The sequence below is a fragment of the Enterococcus wangshanyuanii genome, assembly GCF_002197645.1.
GTDB lineage: Bacteria > Bacillota > Bacilli > Lactobacillales > Enterococcaceae > Enterococcus_L > Enterococcus_L wangshanyuanii.
Map to the genome: position 1 here is coordinate 35,791 of NZ_CP021878.1, position 18,076 is coordinate 53,866.

Genomic DNA, 18,076 nt, shown 5'->3' on the forward strand with positions numbered 1-18,076 from the left:
TTTGTCACATAAATACGCTATTAACAATTTAATTGTTCATGCCTTCTAAATTTGACACCTTCCTGGTAGCCTGAATGATACGCTTCAATGTCTTTTACTGTGTGAGAAGTACCTTTTCCCTTAACGAGTTCAAGTCCTTCTAAATGCGTTGCAACTGCTTCAGGTAGTTGAAGAGCTAATTCATAACCGTTTGTTAATACTTGACTATCTAGGGTGTTTTCTAGACCGACTAAGTAACCTTGAATATAATCTTGTTTCAATTGCCATTTCCGTTTTCTTTTTCTTTTTATTTCAGGTTGCTGCATAAACTTTTTAGCACAATAAGAAATGCTTCCGCTCGCATACTGAAACGTTATCTCTGCAATTTGAAGGTCTGAAGATAATCCAGTTAATTTCAATTTTACGGGTGTTCCTGCTTCGTAATAAAACTTGACACGAAAGTTTTTAGCTATAATTCTTGCTAATCTATACAACCATTTTTGCGGTTTTCCTTCATACACAATAACAGTATCAACTAAATCATTAGTTAGCTTTTGAGTGTAGGTAAAGATATCATTTTCAGTAATTTTGTACTCTAGCATTAGTTCTTGCGCTTTCGCTAAAGCGCTCATTGATTCAGCATCGTTTGCATCGTTCGCAAGGGCTAGTAATCTTTGGATCTTATCTTTTCTTTTATTATCCATATTCTCTCCGATCAGGAATGTTTATTCTTTCTTTGGTTTTACGCATATCTCTTTAATAAATTGACCTTTTGCCAATTCATAATAATTATCAGTCATTTTTTTGATCAGTTCATATTTTGACAATTTTATTCCTGCAGAATCGTATTGATCAAGCAACCAATCTATTTTTTCTTCTGTGTCCGAATAACCATAGACCTTTTCTTCTGCAAATTGAGTCAAGGCTTCAGCGTTCTTTAAACGTAAATTATCAAGGGAAGCATCACCGTTTCTAAAGTTTCGTACAGTTGTTTCACTCTTTATACCTGCAGCTTCTGCAATCTTTCTATTAGATATTTGTGTTTCCTCGAACAATAATTTTTCAATCAGTTTTCTATCTGCATACATAAGAATAATCCTTTCGCTGCAGCGGTTGTCCGCTACTATTAAATTTGATATATTGTAATAGTAGCGAATTACCCTAGACGGTTTTTGTTACTACCTCTGTTCTGCTGTAACAGGACAGGGGCATTATTTTTTTAGTTCTTTACTTGAAATAGATACTATAATCTCATTTTCTTCATCATTTGACTGGATCTGAAAAAAGTCACCTACTTCGTCATATTCAAACGTGAACCCGCTACCTTCTTTAATAAGTTGTTTAACAATCTCTAAAGCGGTTGAATCAGCATGTTCTTTAGCGCCTTTTCTTGTTTCAAATGCCTCAATATTCAAGTCTTCGGGGTATTTCTCTTCCACGATATAAACCATTTTTCTTCCTCATTTCATTTACATTTTTTTGTTGCAACATTATTTTTCTTGTGACACTTAGACGGCTTTTGTTTTTAGAGCATAACGTTCAACAGCGCCGTCTTGATCTTCTTTGCCTACAGCCCACTTCCCTTTTTTCTTCAATGTAGATAAGGTTTTTCCTGAAGGAACAAGACTGTTACCTACTAAAAACCATTTACCAAATTTTCCAGTTATTTTGTCTCGTATTTTACATTGGACTTCAACTACTTCTTGCTGTGATACAGGACTTGTAAATGTATTCAGCATACTTTTATCGACTTCTCCTACTCTGTGTAAAACAGCAATCATATAACCTTTCTTATTTGTTACCAATAAGTTTGTCTTGTCTTCGGAAGTGTCAACAAGTAAAGTGTGGCCGCCGATCAAATGGAACTCAATATCTTTTTTGTCCCACTCGACACTTTTATATTGCAACCCTTCTTCAAGCATAATTGTTTCTAATTCCTCTAAACTACGAAATTCTTTTCTCATATAATTACCCCTTTCTTTATCCTAATACCATTGCAGCGCACTTAAATGCGCATGTCAACACTTAAATGCGCGTTTTTTTGCAAATTGGGCGCTTGAATTTTGATAGCAAATCCGCTATAATAAGAGTATGGAGAAACCACAATTTAACTACATAAGAAGAAAAGACGGAACAAGTGAATTTGTTGAGTTTATTGATTCGCTGCCTGAAAAGGATTCAGCTAAACTCTTAGCAACTATCAAAAAGACAGAAGAACATGGACTGCTCGTTGCACAAAGAATGGAGTGGATAAAAAAGTTAGATTCCGATTTATATGAACTACGTTCTAAGGTTGGAAGTAATATTCAACGAGCTATTTATTTTCAAAAAGTCGGCAATGAATTTTTGATCACTCATGGATTTACTAAGAAAACACAAAAAACACCTAAAAGCGAAATAGATCACGCCAACAACTTGAAAAAAATGTATGAGAAAGGAGAATTAGAATGACAGCAATAGATCAATTAATTAAGAAAAAGAAAAGTGAAAGTCCGACATTTTCGCAAGAATACGAAAAAGAAGCGCAGCGCTTAGAGATTGCTGTAGCAGTAGCGCAGCTACGAAAAGAATTAGGGTATACACAAAGGGAACTTGCCGAAAAAGTCGGCAAACCTCAAAGTACGATCGCAAGGATCGAGAACGGAACAGTTAATGTCAGTTTTAAGGTTCTCTATGAGATCGCAACAAAGGTCGGTAAAGAATTGCATGTAGAATTTAAGTAGAGGGCTATTTCATAGCCTTCTTTTTTTTTAGAACAAAGGAAAAGACTCAAAAGCAGGAGCACTAGTAATTTTGATATTTGTATTTATTTAGCTCAATCACATATTTTTCACACGCAATATGATCGTGTATTATTCTTACTCTTTTCATTTAGAATCAGTATACAAGTACCAAACAGACTTCAACAAAATCAGCCAATATCGACATTATCAATCGTTGAAATTTCATATTTTGAGTAGTATTGGCTATAAGATTGGCTAGGGAAGCTTCCCTAGCCCTTTCTTTTTGTCATCTTAATTAAATCAATGATTATTAGTCATAGTGACAATGCTTATCTATTTCATGCAAACTAATATTCATCTGTTCAATGTAAATTTCTAAAAGTCTGAAGCTACTAACTTTGATTTCAGGAATTGAAACAATATAGCGTACAATATCCAAGTTATTCACTTTTTCTAAGTTAAGGTGAAATGGAGTTCCATAAAAAAACTTGATAACATCTTGTAAAGAACGTAAATCATTAATACCAAATGGAATCCCATATTTCGCAATACCAAAGCTTCCATCATAATATATGAAGACATCTACAGATCCCATTAAGCACAATTGATCATAATCAAGCTCAACAATAAATGATTTTGCTATAATGTTACGCTTCCCTTTTTTAATGAGAGGTGCTTCTTCCACATAAGTTACCTGTTCCATTTTTTTGAGTTTGTCTATATACCCCGCCACTTTTTTATTGAATTCTTTATCCATTCTCCTCATATGTAAACACACTCCTTTTTATAATCCAATCAATTAAAATTACTTGAAAACAAAGGAAAACCACTCACATAACAAGTCGGCCTCGGATCGTTCTTGCCCCATTTAGGTTTTTTATTGAATTCGTAACTCCTTCCGCTGCATCCTCTCCCCTTCTGAATAATGAAATATCTGTTTCTCTCTCGATCGATTGCTGTAAGAAGTGTCGCCTCCTCATCAGAAATTACAACTTGTCCGCCCATTCGATAATGACCAGACGAACTATTTTCTCGATCACTGTGACTGTTTCCAGATTGAGCCAAAATTGGTGTATTTAATGGAAGATTATTTTCAGCTAACCAGGTCTCTGAAAATGCTTGAATAATCACATATTTTGACGAATAGAGTTCATTTATTTCACCATTCGCCAATGGAATAAGCCAGTATTCATCAATTTTGAATACACCATAGACATATTTATTTTGACTATTCAGTCGCTCCTTCAGTTGACCAACCTCTGTTATCCAATCCGTAATGGATTCTGAGTGGAAAAAGGATTCATTCATTTTTCTTTTCGCCTGAAGGTAGGACAACTCCACGTCAACCATAGGCAAAGACGTACAATGATTCGTTTTTAATTCCTTGTGATCCAGGATACCTGCTGTCTCTAATTCAGAGTAAGAATGTAAACAGTTGTCCACTAAAAATGTTAGGCCGCCGTATCGTTTATTTCCATTTTTTAGAATCCCATGAAGATATTTTTTATTAGGAAACATTGTCGCCAGCTGTAAAGAATGCTTTAGCTTCTTTTTGGAAATCATATCTGTGATCACGACATCGCAAGTACCATTTTTCTTTTCTACGTCATCGTCAAACCAATCTTCCCTTGAAAAAACCATCGGGACATAATCAAACAAGTAATGCCCACTTTCTGTAAAGTGTTGATCCTTTTGTGAACAAGCAATTTTTTGATCAAAATAATGAAGGCCTTTACGATTCTTTTCAGCCATCACATTTTTTTCTTTATCCAGGCAATAGCCATAGTCACCTTCAAACGTATCTGTTAAATAAATTAGTTTCGTCATTTATATTTCCCTCCATTATTCTTTAGTTGCAGCTCCTGTCGCATAATTGATCTGATAGCCGTCTTGAACGTTGAAAATATAAACGTTGTAGGCAAATTCGTCTGTTTCAACACTTGCTGCTTCCATTTGTACACCACGAGCTACCAATTCATCGCCAATGAAATGAGACGTGACTCGATAACGAACATGATTTCCTGTTAATTGGATATAATCCATGATCTGATTTTCATAGTTCAACATATGTGGAGTATTGAAACTACGTGTTCCTGTCATTAAATTTTTTGGATTATTGTTTTCACCTGTCATCTGAAATCCGATTAAGTGACAACGATTGTATAACCACTGACCATCTGAAAGTTTCTTTTGATTCCAACCAGTCGGTTTTATTGTCAAAGTCTCTCTTTCTACAGTAGGAAATGATTCTTTCCCAATCAGGGCATTTGCTACACCCACACGATTCAACTGATCCAAATCTGAAAAAGACTGCCAAACACCGTTGTTAAGTGACAAGTCTTCCTCTGAAAACGTAGGCTTATTATCGTTAAGTACAATCTCTTGATTCATGCCGTCATACTCTACAGGGAAATCGCTTGAATAAGAATTTTCTTGTTGAGAAACTTCTGTTGAATCCAATGAACTGTTGCTTGTACGTCCAATAGAATCTAACTGCCTACTACAACCACTCAACATAAAAAAGAAAGCTGCTAGTATAGACAGCTTCCTGAGTGTAAATTTATTTTTCATTTTCTTTCCTCACATTCTTACTATATTTTCGGTTTTAAATTCTTTTCTTGTTCTTCCTTTTGAGATTGAATTGCTTGAATTTCATGGAGTTTGTCTATCTCATTTCGAGTATTTTCTAGCTTACTCTCTAGTAACGATTGGCTCAATGTAATAGATTCTATTTCCCCTTGAACATCTTCAAAAGTGAACTCTGAAAGTGTCGCATCTGTGAGTATTTCATGAAGTTGCTTCTGTATCTCTTCTGTATCACCTTGCGTTTCTTTCTCCAGTAATAACTTACCTAAATTATTTAACTCAATGATTTTCTCGTCTAAGTGATCTAACGTTTCTTCGGCTTCTGAAAAAGCAGCTATCAATTTTTCTTCCAACGTGTTGAGTTGACGTGTCCCTTCAATTTTATGCTCGGCCAAGAAATTGATCGCATCTACAAGCTGATCAATCGTTCGCATGACAGGCTCTTTCTTTAATGGTGTTGTCCCATTATAGAGGCGTAATTGTCTTATCAAAGAAGTACCCGTCAAATATTTACTGTCACTCGACGATTTATCATTCATGAAATAAAAATAGTCATTACGCTTCACATAAATGTTGAAATTACCATCTTCTAAAGGGTCTACCTTGTATCCTCCAATAAATAATTTTCCATGATTGCCGAATCCATAATCAATATTCAAATAATATCCTCGTTCCGTTTTGTGTGAGATTTGCCAGGGCTCTATTGTTAATTGATAGTCAAAATCATTCTCATTTTTTGTCTCGACTTCTTCATAGCGAGTAACTACATCCTCAATACTAAATATCGTTGTATTTTCTTTCAATCGTTCAACGATTGCTTCATAGTTGTAACGATCAGGATTTTTTTTCGATAAGCTTCGGCCTCTCGTGTTTCTTAACTGCGGTTCATCTAATAATTTATAGGTTGACCACTTTTTAGAAAAATCAACGGATAGATTCAACGCACTCGCTTTATGAAGAAAGTCGTCAATCGACGAACTATGTTCTAGCAAAAAATCGATCCTCGATTTTATTTTCTGTTTAAATAGTGACTCCGTTTGCCATTTTGTATATTTTGTATGCGTTTGTCTAGGCGACTTTTCGATAATTTTTGCTCCTTCTTTTGCTGCAATCTTATCCGAAATTTGTTCGTAAACTCGTTTTGTTCCTTTCTGCCATCGAAAGGCTTTCCCTGTTTTCAAATTCGTTGAATTAAACAAAATATGATTATGAATATGTTCCTTGTCCACATGAGTCGCAATCACAAATTCATATTCACCACCCGTTAGTTCCATGACAGTGTTATACCCTATCTCGTGTATTTTTTCTGGAGACAAGTTGTCGTCTGGTGAAAACGATTGGATCAAGTGGTGAGCCAGTACTGTATTTTTTCGCTCAAGTTCTGTTAGTGAAGGTGGAACGAGCTTGTTTGTTTTTAGATCAAGTGTATAGCCTTTTTTTTGTTGAAAAGCCGTTCTTAATTTTGTGAATTTGAATTCCTCATAAGCATTTGTTGGATCGATAATACCGTGTCCCGATACTAATTGTTTCATGTTTGTTTTCTCATCATTTGCAATATATTGAAATAAATGTGCAAGGTGATCTTGTGTGTCTTCATTCGTAACAATTGTTTTTTCTGCATTTTCAATGTAGCCACATGCGTTATTCAATTTATCAAATGTATGGATCACAAAATGTTTTGTGTACACCATTTACGTCCGCTCCTTTAGTTTGATCAACGTTGCGAGGTTGGACTGAACGGTCTCCGTTAAAGCTGTTAATTCATTTTTTAATTGTTGAATATCGGTACTCGAAATTTCGTTGAATTGATTGGCCAGTCGGGTCACTTGATTGATATTGATCCCAATTTTATGAATCTCCATCGTCAATTGTTTCAGCTCTGAATAATCGATATGACGAACCTCGCCTTGAATTAACATGTGTAGTGCAAAGTTTTGAAAGTTAGGAAAGAAACTCTCCTCAACTTTTTTGTTTATTAATCTATTTTCTTCTTTTGAGAAACGAATAATCCGTTGAATTGGTCTTCGCAACTTATTTTTGTTTTCCACCGTTCATACACCTTCCTTAAATCTTTTGTTTGAGTTCGCTTAGTTGACACCTCCCAAATACCAGGGGTAGACTTTCTTTTTGCAAGCGGAGCAACATGCTAGCATGTTGCGATATTTTAAAAGCCACCTACCTAAAAAGCAGGAAGGTGGCTCTTAAAGTTTTGGGGTCTCCCCAATCCCCGTTTCTATCTTTGACTTTTATTGACCTATTTTTATTCCTTTTTAAGTCATTAAGAAAGATAAGGCTGCAATAATTCATCCACAAAACTCATGTATTCGTCTTTTCCACGCAGCTTACGAAGGATTTTTGCTGCTTCTTTGTAAGGTTCTAGGTCAATATCTGTCTCAATTTCTTCTAAATCATGAATCAGTGTGTCCAACTCTTTCAAGACTGTTCCTTTTCTTTTTTCTCTCTTCTTCGAGTGAATGCGTGGGGTTTCACTCGTTGGATCATCCAAGAAAAATTGTACAATAATAAGCTTGCTTTCATCGGTTAGATTGTCCATTTGTTGGGGCTCCTTTCGTTAATTCTTTTGGCTTCGTCCCGAACCGCTGACTCACAGAGTCTTCGTGGGACGGTGTACTTTTGGGTCAGCTACCTCATATTCTTTTGAAGGAGTTCGTGGTTCAGGAAGCTCTTGTCCTCTTGCTCGCGCAAGACGTTCTTCAAATTTATTTTTAGGTGCATCGAGTGTATAGACTCTGTTCAATAATTGATCTGCACGTTCAATCAATCCTTTGGCCTGTGTTGTAATCGTTTCTAATGAAGTGGTCAGTTCTTCCAGTTTATTTCCCTGGTCTGTCCAGGAAGACAGATAACCAAATGAGTAATCACTTGTATCTAATCCAAGGTGATTCGATACAATATAAGCGACAGATTCTGCTTCAAATTCTTGACGGCGATATGTCGGATCACCAAAGAATGCTTGCGAATCGGTGTGAAGCGTTGCGTGTGTCAACTCATGAAGCAACACTTTCAACGTCATGATTTCTCCTAATCCTTGACGAACGACAATCTCTTTTTTTGCAGGATCATAGTAGCCATTTGCTTCGTTAGTTATAGGTTGAATTGAAACAGGCACTGGTGAAAGTTCCACCAATGCCTTGTACGTTTGCGTAAATTTTTTTGAGTCATTCATATCCTCTGATAGATTGTAAACAGGTTTAGGAATTTCTTTCCCTTCTGTTTGGCTAACATCAAAAACAGGAGTCAAAAAGTAGCGTGTTTCTTTGACGATTTCCCCATTCTCATCGGTTACTTTATTACCTTCTTTATCTACTTTGTCTTTGAAGTAAGGCGCATAAACATAGATAGCCTTACTCCCTTTCCTTACATGTCGTTCTAATTTTTTCCATGATTGAAACTCTGCGACATATCGAGCCGTTGGTTTTTGAGCCAAAATCAATCGGACATTTTTTTGAGAATATTTATGAAATTTAGAGACAAAATCTAAATAGTTTTGAAAGGTATCACTGTCTAAGTAATCCTTGATTCCCTCTTCTAAGTGTTCAGATAATCCTTTATAATCCTTCTTTTTAATGACCTCTGAAAGAGAAGGTTTTGGTGTCTTTTTTTCCTGTACAAATGATTTCTCTAACATGAAGAATCTCCCTTCTAGTATTCTTTGATTAAAATTATCTTCTTAGTGAAGGTGCTTGTTCCACAGATTTTTCTCGTTTTTGATACTGTTCTGCGACTTCCTTATTTTTTACTTCAGCCTGTAATTTTCGTTCTTCAAATTTATTTTTTGTGCTGTTTACGTCTTTAGATTTGGTGTAACCTTTATCAATTGTACTGATTATATCCGTTGCATTTTTTGAACTGTCCGTTAATGATCGAGTAAAGTCATCGACAGTGTACCCTTCATCTTTCAGCCGAGAGAGAGAATCAAACGTAAATGAACTTGTATCTAATCCAATGTGACTCGCTACCATATAAGCTGTTACTTCTTGTTCAAAAACATTCAAGGACGGTTCATTTTTTAAAATTTCATTTTCCATATTGTGTAATGGAATCACTTCATTTAGAAGGGTTTGAATGGTTGCTTCCTTCCCTAATCCTTCATTCACAATAATGGTTTTGTTAGCTGCATCATAGTGACTATTTAAATTTCCTAGAGGTTGGAATGTAATTTTAGCATCTGATAAATTAGCTACACTTTGATAGACCGCCATAAACTGCTCTTTATTTGACAAATCATAGGATATTGGTGCTTTTAATTGACCTGCTGTTGTTTGGCTCACGTCATAAACAGGAGTCAATTGGAACTCGACTGTTGTTTCTGGTTGATTATTCTCTTTATATCTAACTCGTCCTTCTTCGTCACGAACTGGCACAAATACAGGTTGATAAACTTGAATTGGGTTCGCATCTTCTTGTAGCTCATATCCTAACGTTTTCCATTTTTTCTCACTGGCTACTTGCGTTGCTCCTGGTTCTTGTTCCATGATCAATTGAACATTTTTAGGTGAATAATTATGAAACTTACTTGCTGAATCAAGGTAGGTTTTTATATTATTTGGGTCATAATATTCAGCCATGTTTGACTTTAATTGAGTATTGATTGCAGCTGTGTTTTGAGCAGATATTGCATTGTTTAATGATTCACTCTGACCGTTTTTATGTGCAACGACTTGTTTAGCTGCTACAGCTGAGGCAGCAACGAACGGATCTACCGTAGGTTCTTTTACTTCTGTCTGTTCTTTTTCTTTAGGAGTCCCTTTTTCAATTTCAGAGAGTTTTTCATTCACAGTGGTTAGTTGCTGATCCACCTGCTTGAATGTATCGAGAGAGCCTTCTTTACGTAAAAATTCTGGTTGTTGAACAAGCTGCGTTCGTTGATTTTCTAAACGCTCTTTTTCCTTCACAAGATTTGTTAATTCATTTACAGTTGCACCTTTGACTTCTTGATTATTTACTTCATTCAAAGAAGGTGTATTGGCTTCAATCCGATTTTCTACAGCTGCTAAAGCGTGTTGATTTTCTTCTAGTTCTTTCTGTAATGTATCAATTTTTGCTAAAGGGTTGGTTTGTATCTCTTGTTGAATACGTGCTAAGAGAGCAGCTTTTGTTTCATTCAATGCAATATATTCTTGAACGTCTTTGATTAAAGCAGAGTCTTGAGTAGGGTGAATTTCTTCATTTTTTACTTCTGAAACAGCAGATACTTCTTCAGAAATAATCCCTTCTTTTTTCTCTCCAGTTTCCAAAGCAAAACGTTGATCAATCGTATCTACAAAGGTTCTGATTTTATCATTAAGGGCTAATATTGGTTTATTAAAAGTATTTTTCACATAGATTCTTAACTGATTGGCCTTTTCTTTTACATTGGATATAGCTATTTGTTTTGTTTCTGCTAAAGCAGCAGTTAACGATCGTTTAACATCTGAGTTGGCTGATTCTACAGTTTGAATTAGTCCTTCTTTCAACTGTAACGCTTCTTCAGCTGTTGGTTTCTCTAATAAGTCATGTGAGGTTTGAAAATGTGCGAGTAATTGTTCTACTTTTGTAAAATGTTCATCCATGATCTTTTTCACGTCTTTTTCTGTGAGATAGTGAGTTGGGTCATTGGTTTGCTCCATCTTGTTAACGGATTCTTCCAGAGCTTCTTTTAGATCCGTTAGATAATCATTAGAGACGGTAATTGTTTTTGTCGTTGCTTCTTTTTTTTCTTGTTTTGTTTTTTGTTCTTCTGAAATAGGCTCTGTTGCTTTCAGCTGTTGTTTTTTCATATTTATCTGTACTCCTTCAATTTTATTTTGTTCCTTCACATGGTCGTTCCAATCTGATTTATCTTTTCCAGGTAGTAACGGAGGTAATTTTTCTTCAACTACACCAAATCCTTGTCCAAATCCTTCTACAAATCTTTTTCCTGCTTGATCATTATCTACAGCAAGAATCATTTTTATTTTGTCTGTGTTTATTCTTGATTTTTGAAAATGTGCCAAAACATTGATTTTTTCTTCTTCTGATACTTCCGACCCTATTTCATTGGCAATAAATTTTGAGACAGTTTCTTTTCTTAACCCATTCATACACAGAAGCACCACATTTCCAATAGTTGCTTTGTTTAGCTCGTAATAGCTCATAAGATCTATCGGTGCTTCAAATACAACAATTGTTAACGGATTTTCTTTAGTAGCTGTTTTAAACGAAGGAGGATTCCCAATTCGTGCTGTTAAACCGTAATATCCGTCGCCCCAGGTTCTTTTTAAATAGCCTCTGTCACCATGTAATTCGTGATTTTTCCATATTCCTTGTAGGGCGATCCCTTTTACATTTCCATCAAAACCAAAATGTTTGAATACCACGACGGGTTCCGTTTTTCCTGATTCTTTATCCTTATAGGTAGCTTGTGCAATTAGTCCTTTTTCGATAAAAAAGTCAACCGTTTCTCTGGATAGTTTCCGTTCATTGACTAAATAATCAATCGTTGCATCCATTTTGGTATGTTCTTTTAAGTGATAGTGAAAGGGACGTCTTCTTGCTTCTTTAATTTGATCAAACGTACCAACATCCATATTATTCAGATAAGCTACTGCTTCTCTGTAACTGCACTCCTTAATTACTTGAACCAATTGAATTGCGCCGCCGCCCTTTTGTCTAGAGTTCCAATAGAATAAGTTTTTTCTAGTATTGAATACGAAACTATCATGTTCAGACCAGGTATAATTTCTACCTGATCTCACCAAATCCATCCCTAAACCTTGTGCAACATCAACAATATTTTTACTTTCTGCTTCTTCTAACGCTTTTTGACGTTCTTCATGTGTTTTTGCCACATTAAATCCCCCTTTCTAAGCAAAAAGTCGAACGATCAATTATTGACCGTTCGACTTTTTTAGTTATGCAGCATCGTCCATAATCGTGCCATGATCCACGATATCTTCTTTCCTGACTTTATCAAGCAATTCTTCTTCCTCGTTACGATAGCGCTTGTATGTGAACCATTTGGGATCATCGGGATTTGTCCCAAGTTCATCCGCTAGTTCATGATCAAAGGCATAGAACTTTTTATCTCTGAAAACATGCTCTTTCGTTATAAAAACTAAGCATTCATCACCATCAATTTTTGTTACTTCACTTGTGTCTAATAGATCACGACCGTATTTATCTCGATTTTCTGATGCGCCACCATTTCGACTCTTATTAATACTGTGTTTTCTAATAGATAATGTTTGTTTTCCAATTCGCTGAGACAAATATTTAGCTGTTTTCTCTTCATCACCTCCAAGAAAAATCAATGAAGCACATCCATTTACAATATTTTCCCAACTATTTTTGTACATTGCCTGTAGTTGGTTAAGCGATTGTAAAATAATCGCAAAAGACATTTCTCTTTTTCTGAAGGTTGTAAGAAGTTTTTCAAAATGAGGAATTTTGCCGATATTGGCAAATTCATCCATAAGGAATCGAAAATGTAAGAGTTTCTTTCCTTTTTCAAGCTTCAATTTCCCTAAACGAACTGCATCTGATTTCACTCGTAATTGTTCAGCCACAGTTGCCATAAATAAAGCAGAAATGAAATTGTAGGCATCATTAGTTTCTGGTATAGCAATAAAGATTGCTGTTTTTTCTTCTGTCCACGAGTCAATGTCCATTGTATCTTCACGAATCAAGTCAACAACTTGTTCATGGTCAAAGACAGAATAGCGAGCAGCCGCAATTCCAAGTACGCTCGCTCTTGTTTCTGCTTCAAAAAGTTCATTAAATAATGACCATTGTTTATAAGCATAATTATTTGGGTGACGTTCATTTTGCTCTTCAAACCACTCTTCCACAGGGCTTGGAACTTTAGGATCTTGCCTCTTAACAAAGCGCAACATATCTGCAATCATACCTAAATGCGGCAAATAATCATTATCTTGACCATCGAACCACAAATAAGCAATAAAAGAACGAATGAGTAATCCTTCAGCTTTTGGCCAAAAATCAATATCTTCCTGATCTCCTTTTTTTGTTGCTTCAGTGACCGCTTCTAAAACTCGATCAACGTCTAGTTCTGTCTTCATATACTTAAATACATTGAATTTATCACTATTTGATAGCGTATTTAAATCAAGGATTTTTATTTTGTAGTTATCTTCTTTTAGTAAATGTCCTACTTCATGAACAACCCCACCATCGGGATCTGTTAAAAGAAATGAACAGTTTCGTTGCATTATATTTGTTTTGATATAAGAGAGCGTTTTGGCAGCTCCCGAATCTCCAATAACTAAATCATTTTTATTTTTCTGCAATTTTATATCTAGCCGACTATTAAAAAGACTAACTTTTGCATTTTTACTAAGAATCTTATTATTTTGCGGAATTTCGTCTTCATATTTTTTCATTTCTTCTTTTGTTGCATAACGAGCTGATCCATATTCTTCTCCGTTTCGATAAACGCCTCGATCGTTATCATAGACATACATCAATAACCCACTGAAGAAACTTAAGAAGCCTACACCAAATGCTAAAAAATTAGGTGTGATAAAGAACGAAAAAAAAGAACTCTCTACATATGGTAGAAGTTCTCTTGTAAACAAATAATTCAGTTTTGACGAGTAATCATATCCTGGTAACAACCAAAAGAAATTTCCTATCAAAAAGCCAAGAACAAATAAGACACATGCAAGAATTAGATATGGTTTCAGCTTCTTTTTGTATATCTGCACTAAATACCACGTCCTTTCGTTTTTTCCACTGTAGGCTTAATTGAGCCTTTGTAAGCTGTTTGAGATTTAGCATAAGCAATTTTTTCTTCAAATGTCATAGCGCCTGGTTTCTTTAAAATCTTTTTTGGGTCTTTCTTAATATCTGTTATCACACGCTCTAAGGCTTTTTTTGCTAACTCTTTATCTTTCACTCGAAAGTATAAATTCGTACCTTCTGGTGTCTCTTTGAAGGCAAAGGGAAGCCCCTGTTCTTCCAAGTGTTCTTTCAATTTAGTTAAATTGACTTTTTCATTTAAAAAAGCCGAAGTTAAAGGATCACTTCGGCTCATGAGTTTATACAAATTCGTTTCACCATTCATAGGGAAACGACTATCCTTTATTTTTACTAGGCCATCCATTGATAAGTGAGACAGCACCTGAAGTGTCTTGTCCAACGTGTTAGTCCCCATTATGTAATATCGGTGGACGATTTCTCGTTGTTCCATTTACTCACCTCAAATCCTTTGTACATTTTATTCATAACTATTCTTCTAGTCTTTTTTTTATTGCAATTATTTTAGCCAAAGATTTAGTATTGACTTCATCAAAGACTAGATATTTTCTTACCTTTAATAATTTTCGTGGGATAATACCATACACACGAAAATATAATTCTGCTTTTTGATTTATACTGCTTATATCCTCTTGAATTGCCTTCATTTGTTCAATCATTTCAAAAACAGATTGTGGATCTCTTTCAAATTCATACAAATTAAAAGGATAAAAAGCAATTCTGCTAAATGTTTCATTGAAATCAAAATAATCTAGAACGATTCTCTTGCTCCCAGAAAAACAATCTGTATCAGTTACTGTAAATTCTGTTTCCTCCAAAAAGTTTATAAAGTCTGTTTCCGCTTCTTTATAAATATTATATAACTTATAATTTTTAGAATTATACTCATAGTAACGAATTTTATTTGCTCGAATTGTTTCTAATCCTGTTATTTTAGCTAAAATGACCCTGTGATTTCCATCCGTACATTGAAAATATTTTGTCTCATTCCCATTTTTAAAAGCAAGAAAAGAAATGTTTCCAGTTTGATTATACATTTTTTGAAATTCATCCAAATTATTTTCTTCTAACAATAATAATTGTCTTAAAAATCTAATCTGTTCAATGTTTATTTCATAATCACTTTTGGCAAGCCCTAAAATACTGTAATTTAAAATATCAAACCATGAAAAATCTACAACACGGCTAACCCCTACAATATCTTTCACTGGTACAAGTCTATCATTTACAACTTGATTTTTGTCATTATAGTAATAATATAAGTCTCGCTCATCCAAAGACATTTCGTCTTTGCTTCTTTTAATACTTTCTTCAGTTACTCCTTTACTTAGTAAATAATTTTCCAATCCCATGTTAACAATTTTTTCCCATAGATTATTACGACAATCTTCCAATAAATTCCCTCCAGGTTTTGGTATCAATATATTTTATATTGTACCATATGGACTAATTATATTTAAGGATTGGTAGCTCTATTTTTGCTCATTCAACACGGCTGCTATCATTTTTAACTGTTCTTTATAGATAAGGTCAACATCTTTTTGCTGAAAAATTCCTTTATCCAAATTATCAGCTAAAAAATTAGAATAATCAATCAACTCTAGCTTAAAATAATCAGAATTTACATCACATTTCGGAAAATCATGAATCATATCCGCCATTTTCCCACAAAATCTAAATTCTTTTGCATCACATTCTTCGATCACACCTAATGTTCTAACCAATATAAAGAAATCGTAATAAATTACATTCAACAAATGATTTAATTCGTTTTTTTTCATTTTGCCTTCCTTTCATACTAATTAGCTGCTTTTTTATGTGCTAAAAAGTCAATCGGTTGATTGGCCACTTTTTGTTGTTCTACTTGTTCAATCACCTTTTCGTGAGTCTCATTGAATGAAGCAAGTACCTGGGCGAAGTTAGTCTTTAAGCCTTCGTTCATTTCTTTTTGTTTAAACGCAAGCTCGTCTTTCTTTCCTTGCAGTATACGTGTTAGTTGCTCGGTTTGTGTTTTGTACTCGACTGCAATATCATTGGCCAATTTGTCTTTAAAGTGAACGTCTAATTCTTGTTCTTTGTTCGCTTTCTTCTCTGCACAAGTTCGTTTGATTGTCGCAACTGCTAATTCATGTCGTTGCTGCTCTTCTTTTAACTCTTTTTGTTCTTCATTATCCAGGACAAGAATCTCAGCATCAATTGTCCGCTGCTTTTCCGCTTGAACACGTTTCGTCACTTCTTCTTCAATCAAGTGACGAGTATCGAGCTCCTTGATTTCTTGATTTATTTTGATTGTCTCTTCTTCCACAAAATTAGAAAGGCGAGAAGAAAATTCATTTTTCACAAGATCCAACACATCACTTACAGCATCAACTGATTCAGGAGTTGATAAAACTGTTGTTTTTTCTGTTTTTGGTTCAATCGAATCTAAAGAAAGACCAGGATACGATTTATCTGAACTTACTTCAGGCTGTTTCTTCTTTACCACTAATTCGGTTTTTATATCTGCATTTGAAAAAGGATCGCTAAGGCTGATATTTGAAGCATTTTCTTGCTTCAGTTTCTGGATCTCTTCTTGTTGAATTTCTAGCTGATACATAAGATTTTCAATTAATTGTTGCTGTTCCGCTTGATCCTCGTTGAGATCTACGAGTTCTTGTTCTTCAGAGTTCACTTCACCGATTTCACTAGGTTCAGGCTCTTGCTCTTCCAAACGTTTTGTGCCAGACTCTGCAAGTGCTTGTAATTCTGACGGCAATTCTGGTGTACCTGCCTTACTTTCAGTCTCTTTGGTTGCCTCTGGAAGAACAACCTCTTCAAATGGTAGTTTCTTTTTTGTATAAAATGGTGAAAGCAACTGGTCAAAATAGGGATTATCTTCGTATAACGGCAGCTCGATTTTAAATGCATAAAGTAGCTCTTTGCCTTTTTTACCCTCCTTAAATTTTTCTGCATACACCCAACCAGTCTCTTCTGCTTTAATTAAGTGGTTATTTACGCCAATCACATAGTTCACTAATGATTCTGGAGTCAGAATAGACTCTGTTTGAATGTTATCTGAATGGATCACTTCAAAACGGAATGTTCCCTTTAGAAAATTAAACATGTTCAGTTCCTCCTTCATTATCCTTTGGGGTTTCTTCTAACGCAGGGGGCGTTGATTGATTAGGTGCTAATAATGACTTTAAATCTGTTAAAGTCAAATCATTTTCAACTAAAAACGTTGAAACAACTTCTGCTTCCAGTTGCTTCAGCTCATTTTCTTTTTTAGTGACGGTTTCTTGTTGCTTCTTCAATCGTTCTTTTGCTTTTTTCAGGTCATTTTCTAACCGTTTTTGCTTTTTTTCTAACTCTTCAATTCTACTCATGGCTTGATTCCTCCGTTGTGGCTAGTGTGGTTGAACTTGTCATTGTTGATTGCGTTGGCTCAAAATATTCAGATTCCGTAGTTACATTTGTGTTGTAAGAATTACTGTCTGTATTTAATAAATTGGTCAACGTTACAGGTTCCATTTTATCTACCAAGAATTTTTTGCCTTGTTTTGTAAAGGTGACTTGCACAGCTTCTTGATTTGATTGATTTTTCAGAGCCCCTTCGTTGCTTCCGATTTTCTTTCGTTGGGTATTTTTATAGGTTACAACACATATAGCTGTATCATTTTCTGCATTAATGTAAATATCTGCTGTATCCAGTACTTGATTGACCACATAGCCTTTATACGCTTGATTAACAGGTTGTTCTTCCTCTGTTGTTAATTCGTTATACATAGACGTGGTAACCAGGGGCTCGTATCGATTGCGATTTTCTCCTAAATCTTTTCTTGTAAAATAGGCAATAAGAAATTTTTGGACTGTATCAGTGGTCAAATCTTTTTTCTTTTCCACCACCTCTTGTTTCACGGGCTTTTGAGCCGCTTGTTGTTTGCTTTTACCAACACTAAATCCAACAAAAAAACATAAAAGTACAAGAAAAAACAGGCCGAGAAACAAGCCTGCTTTCTTCAATTTTCGTATTTTATCATGATTGTACATAA

At 35.0% G+C, this 18,076-nt stretch carries 20 protein-coding genes and 1 pseudogene; 2 read left to right on the plus strand and 19 right to left on the minus strand.

Going from position 1 to position 18,076, the window contains the following annotated elements:
• Window positions 1-20 precede the first annotated feature (20 nt).
• The 4 genes from CC204_RS20820 to CC204_RS20835 all read right to left on the minus strand — a co-directional run bounded on the left by CC204_RS20820 (window position 21) and on the right by CC204_RS20835 (window position 1,943).
• Window positions 21-683 carry a DUF2786 domain-containing protein gene (locus CC204_RS20820; RefSeq protein ID WP_088272005.1) on the minus strand — a complete coding sequence of 221 codons (663 nt, stop codon included), beginning with the start codon at window positions 681-683 and terminating at the stop codon, window positions 21-23.
• Between the two features lie 21 nt (window positions 684-704).
• Complete coding sequence (locus CC204_RS20825; protein ID WP_088272006.1) at window positions 705-1,067, minus strand: AsnC family protein; 363 nt, start codon at window positions 1,065-1,067, stop codon at window positions 705-707.
• A 123-nt stretch (window positions 1,068-1,190) separates the two neighbouring features.
• Window positions 1,191-1,430 carry a hypothetical protein gene (locus CC204_RS20830; RefSeq protein WP_088272007.1) on the minus strand — a complete coding sequence of 80 codons (240 nt, stop codon included), beginning with the start codon at window positions 1,428-1,430 and terminating at the stop codon, window positions 1,191-1,193.
• Between the two features lie 57 nt (window positions 1,431-1,487).
• Window positions 1,488-1,943, minus strand: coding sequence for a hypothetical protein (locus CC204_RS20835; RefSeq protein WP_088272008.1), 456 nt, complete (start codon window positions 1,941-1,943; stop codon window positions 1,488-1,490).
• A gap of 127 nt (window positions 1,944-2,070) precedes the next feature.
• Here CC204_RS20835 and CC204_RS20840 point away from each other — a divergent pair, with 127 nt between their 5' ends.
• On the plus strand, window positions 2,071-2,430 hold the full coding sequence (locus CC204_RS20840; RefSeq protein ID WP_088272009.1) for a type II toxin-antitoxin system RelE/ParE family toxin: 360 nt from the start codon (window positions 2,071-2,073) through the stop codon (window positions 2,428-2,430).
• On the plus strand, window positions 2,427-2,702 hold the full coding sequence (locus CC204_RS20845) for a helix-turn-helix domain-containing protein (RefSeq protein ID WP_088272010.1): 276 nt from the start codon (window positions 2,427-2,429) through the stop codon (window positions 2,700-2,702). The genes CC204_RS20840 and CC204_RS20845 overlap by 4 nt, the downstream gene beginning before the upstream one ends.
• A gap of 310 nt (window positions 2,703-3,012) precedes the next feature.
• Here CC204_RS20845 and CC204_RS20850 read toward each other — a convergent pair whose 3' ends face one another.
• The 15 genes and pseudogenes from CC204_RS20850 to CC204_RS20920 all read right to left on the minus strand — a co-directional run bounded on the left by CC204_RS20850 (window position 3,013) and on the right by CC204_RS20920 (window position 18,074).
• Window positions 3,013-3,468 (minus strand): hypothetical protein, encoded by a 456-nt coding sequence (locus tag CC204_RS20850; RefSeq protein ID WP_157894352.1) that lies wholly within the window; start codon window positions 3,466-3,468, stop codon window positions 3,013-3,015.
• 29 nt (window positions 3,469-3,497) lie between these two features.
• A complete protein-coding gene (locus tag CC204_RS20855; protein WP_088272013.1) occupies window positions 3,498-4,529 on the minus strand; it encodes a hypothetical protein in 1,032 nt (343 codons plus the stop codon).
• Window positions 4,530-4,544: 15 nt separating this feature from the next.
• Window positions 4,545-5,273, minus strand: coding sequence for a DNA/RNA non-specific endonuclease (locus CC204_RS20860; protein ID WP_088272014.1), 729 nt, complete (start codon window positions 5,271-5,273; stop codon window positions 4,545-4,547).
• A 20-nt stretch (window positions 5,274-5,293) separates the two neighbouring features.
• Window positions 5,294-6,979 carry a relaxase/mobilization nuclease domain-containing protein gene (locus CC204_RS20865; protein WP_088272015.1) on the minus strand — a complete coding sequence of 562 codons (1,686 nt, stop codon included), beginning with the start codon at window positions 6,977-6,979 and terminating at the stop codon, window positions 5,294-5,296.
• Window positions 6,980-7,336, minus strand: coding sequence for a plasmid mobilization protein (locus tag CC204_RS20870; protein ID WP_088272017.1), 357 nt, complete (start codon window positions 7,334-7,336; stop codon window positions 6,980-6,982). It lies immediately after the preceding gene.
• A gap of 230 nt (window positions 7,337-7,566) precedes the next feature.
• Window positions 7,567-7,842 (minus strand): LtrD, encoded by a 276-nt coding sequence (locus CC204_RS20875; RefSeq protein ID WP_088272019.1) that lies wholly within the window; start codon window positions 7,840-7,842, stop codon window positions 7,567-7,569.
• 51 nt (window positions 7,843-7,893) lie between these two features.
• Window positions 7,894-8,937, minus strand: a pseudogene (locus CC204_RS20880) (ArdC-like ssDNA-binding domain-containing protein); the annotation flags it as partial.
• A gap of 34 nt (window positions 8,938-8,971) precedes the next feature.
• Entirely contained in the window at window positions 8,972-12,118 is a 3,147-nt protein-coding gene (locus CC204_RS20885) for a toprim domain-containing protein (RefSeq protein ID WP_088272022.1), read from the minus strand.
• A gap of 63 nt (window positions 12,119-12,181) precedes the next feature.
• Window positions 12,182-13,993, minus strand: a complete 1,812-nt coding sequence (locus tag CC204_RS20890; protein WP_088272023.1) for a VirD4-like conjugal transfer protein, CD1115 family — start codon at window positions 13,991-13,993, stop codon at window positions 12,182-12,184.
• A complete protein-coding gene (locus CC204_RS20895) occupies window positions 13,993-14,478 on the minus strand; it encodes a DUF3801 domain-containing protein (protein WP_088272024.1) in 486 nt (161 codons plus the stop codon). The genes CC204_RS20890 and CC204_RS20895 overlap by 1 nt, the downstream gene beginning before the upstream one ends.
• Before the next feature lie 37 nt (window positions 14,479-14,515).
• Window positions 14,516-15,439 (minus strand): hypothetical protein, encoded by a 924-nt coding sequence (locus tag CC204_RS20900; RefSeq protein WP_088272025.1) that lies wholly within the window; start codon window positions 15,437-15,439, stop codon window positions 14,516-14,518.
• 78 nt (window positions 15,440-15,517) lie between these two features.
• Window positions 15,518-15,826 (minus strand): hypothetical protein, encoded by a 309-nt coding sequence (locus CC204_RS20905; protein WP_088272026.1) that lies wholly within the window; start codon window positions 15,824-15,826, stop codon window positions 15,518-15,520.
• Between the two features lie 17 nt (window positions 15,827-15,843).
• Window positions 15,844-17,148 carry a hypothetical protein gene (locus tag CC204_RS20910; protein ID WP_088272027.1) on the minus strand — a complete coding sequence of 435 codons (1,305 nt, stop codon included), beginning with the start codon at window positions 17,146-17,148 and terminating at the stop codon, window positions 15,844-15,846.
• Window positions 17,141-17,410 carry a type III secretion system protein PrgM gene (locus CC204_RS20915; protein ID WP_088272029.1) on the minus strand — a complete coding sequence of 90 codons (270 nt, stop codon included), beginning with the start codon at window positions 17,408-17,410 and terminating at the stop codon, window positions 17,141-17,143. Before CC204_RS20915 ends, CC204_RS20910 begins: the two co-directional genes overlap by 8 nt.
• The gene (locus CC204_RS20920; RefSeq protein WP_088272031.1) at window positions 17,403-18,074 is read right to left on the minus strand and encodes a hypothetical protein; all 672 of its coding nucleotides are present in this window, start codon (window positions 18,072-18,074) and stop codon (window positions 17,403-17,405) included. Before CC204_RS20920 ends, CC204_RS20915 begins: the two co-directional genes overlap by 8 nt.
• Window positions 18,075-18,076 lie beyond the last annotated feature (2 nt).

Coding starts and splice junctions, on each gene's coding strand:
- CC204_RS20855 (WP_088272013.1), bottom strand. CDS start 4,529: ATGACGAAACTAATTTATTTAACAGATACGTTTGAAGGTGACTATGGC.
- CC204_RS20910 (WP_088272027.1), bottom strand. CDS start 17,148: ATGTTTAATTTTCTAAAGGGAACATTCCGTTTTGAAGTGATCCATTCA.
- CC204_RS20905 (WP_088272026.1), bottom strand. CDS start 15,826: ATGAAAAAAAACGAATTAAATCATTTGTTGAATGTAATTTATTACGAT.
- CC204_RS20830 (WP_088272007.1), bottom strand. CDS start 1,430: ATGGTTTATATCGTGGAAGAGAAATACCCCGAAGACTTGAATATTGAG.
- CC204_RS20845 (WP_088272010.1), top strand. CDS start 2,427: ATGACAGCAATAGATCAATTAATTAAGAAAAAGAAAAGTGAAAGTCCG.
- CC204_RS20835 (WP_088272008.1), bottom strand. CDS start 1,943: ATGAGAAAAGAATTTCGTAGTTTAGAGGAATTAGAAACAATTATGCTT.
- CC204_RS20820 (WP_088272005.1), bottom strand. CDS start 683: ATGGATAATAAAAGAAAAGATAAGATCCAAAGATTACTAGCCCTTGCG.
- CC204_RS20860 (WP_088272014.1), bottom strand. CDS start 5,273: ATGAAAAATAAATTTACACTCAGGAAGCTGTCTATACTAGCAGCTTTC.
- CC204_RS20825 (WP_088272006.1), bottom strand. CDS start 1,067: ATGTATGCAGATAGAAAACTGATTGAAAAATTATTGTTCGAGGAAACA.
- CC204_RS20850 (WP_157894352.1), bottom strand. CDS start 3,468: ATGAGGAGAATGGATAAAGAATTCAATAAAAAAGTGGCGGGGTATATA.
- CC204_RS20920 (WP_088272031.1), bottom strand. CDS start 18,074: ATGTACAATCATGATAAAATACGAAAATTGAAGAAAGCAGGCTTGTTT.
- CC204_RS20915 (WP_088272029.1), bottom strand. CDS start 17,410: ATGAGTAGAATTGAAGAGTTAGAAAAAAAGCAAAAACGGTTAGAAAAT.
- CC204_RS20840 (WP_088272009.1), top strand. CDS start 2,071: ATGGAGAAACCACAATTTAACTACATAAGAAGAAAAGACGGAACAAGT.
- CC204_RS20875 (WP_088272019.1), bottom strand. CDS start 7,842: ATGGACAATCTAACCGATGAAAGCAAGCTTATTATTGTACAATTTTTC.
- CC204_RS20865 (WP_088272015.1), bottom strand. CDS start 6,979: ATGGTGTACACAAAACATTTTGTGATCCATACATTTGATAAATTGAAT.
- CC204_RS20895 (WP_088272024.1), bottom strand. CDS start 14,478: ATGGAACAACGAGAAATCGTCCACCGATATTACATAATGGGGACTAAC.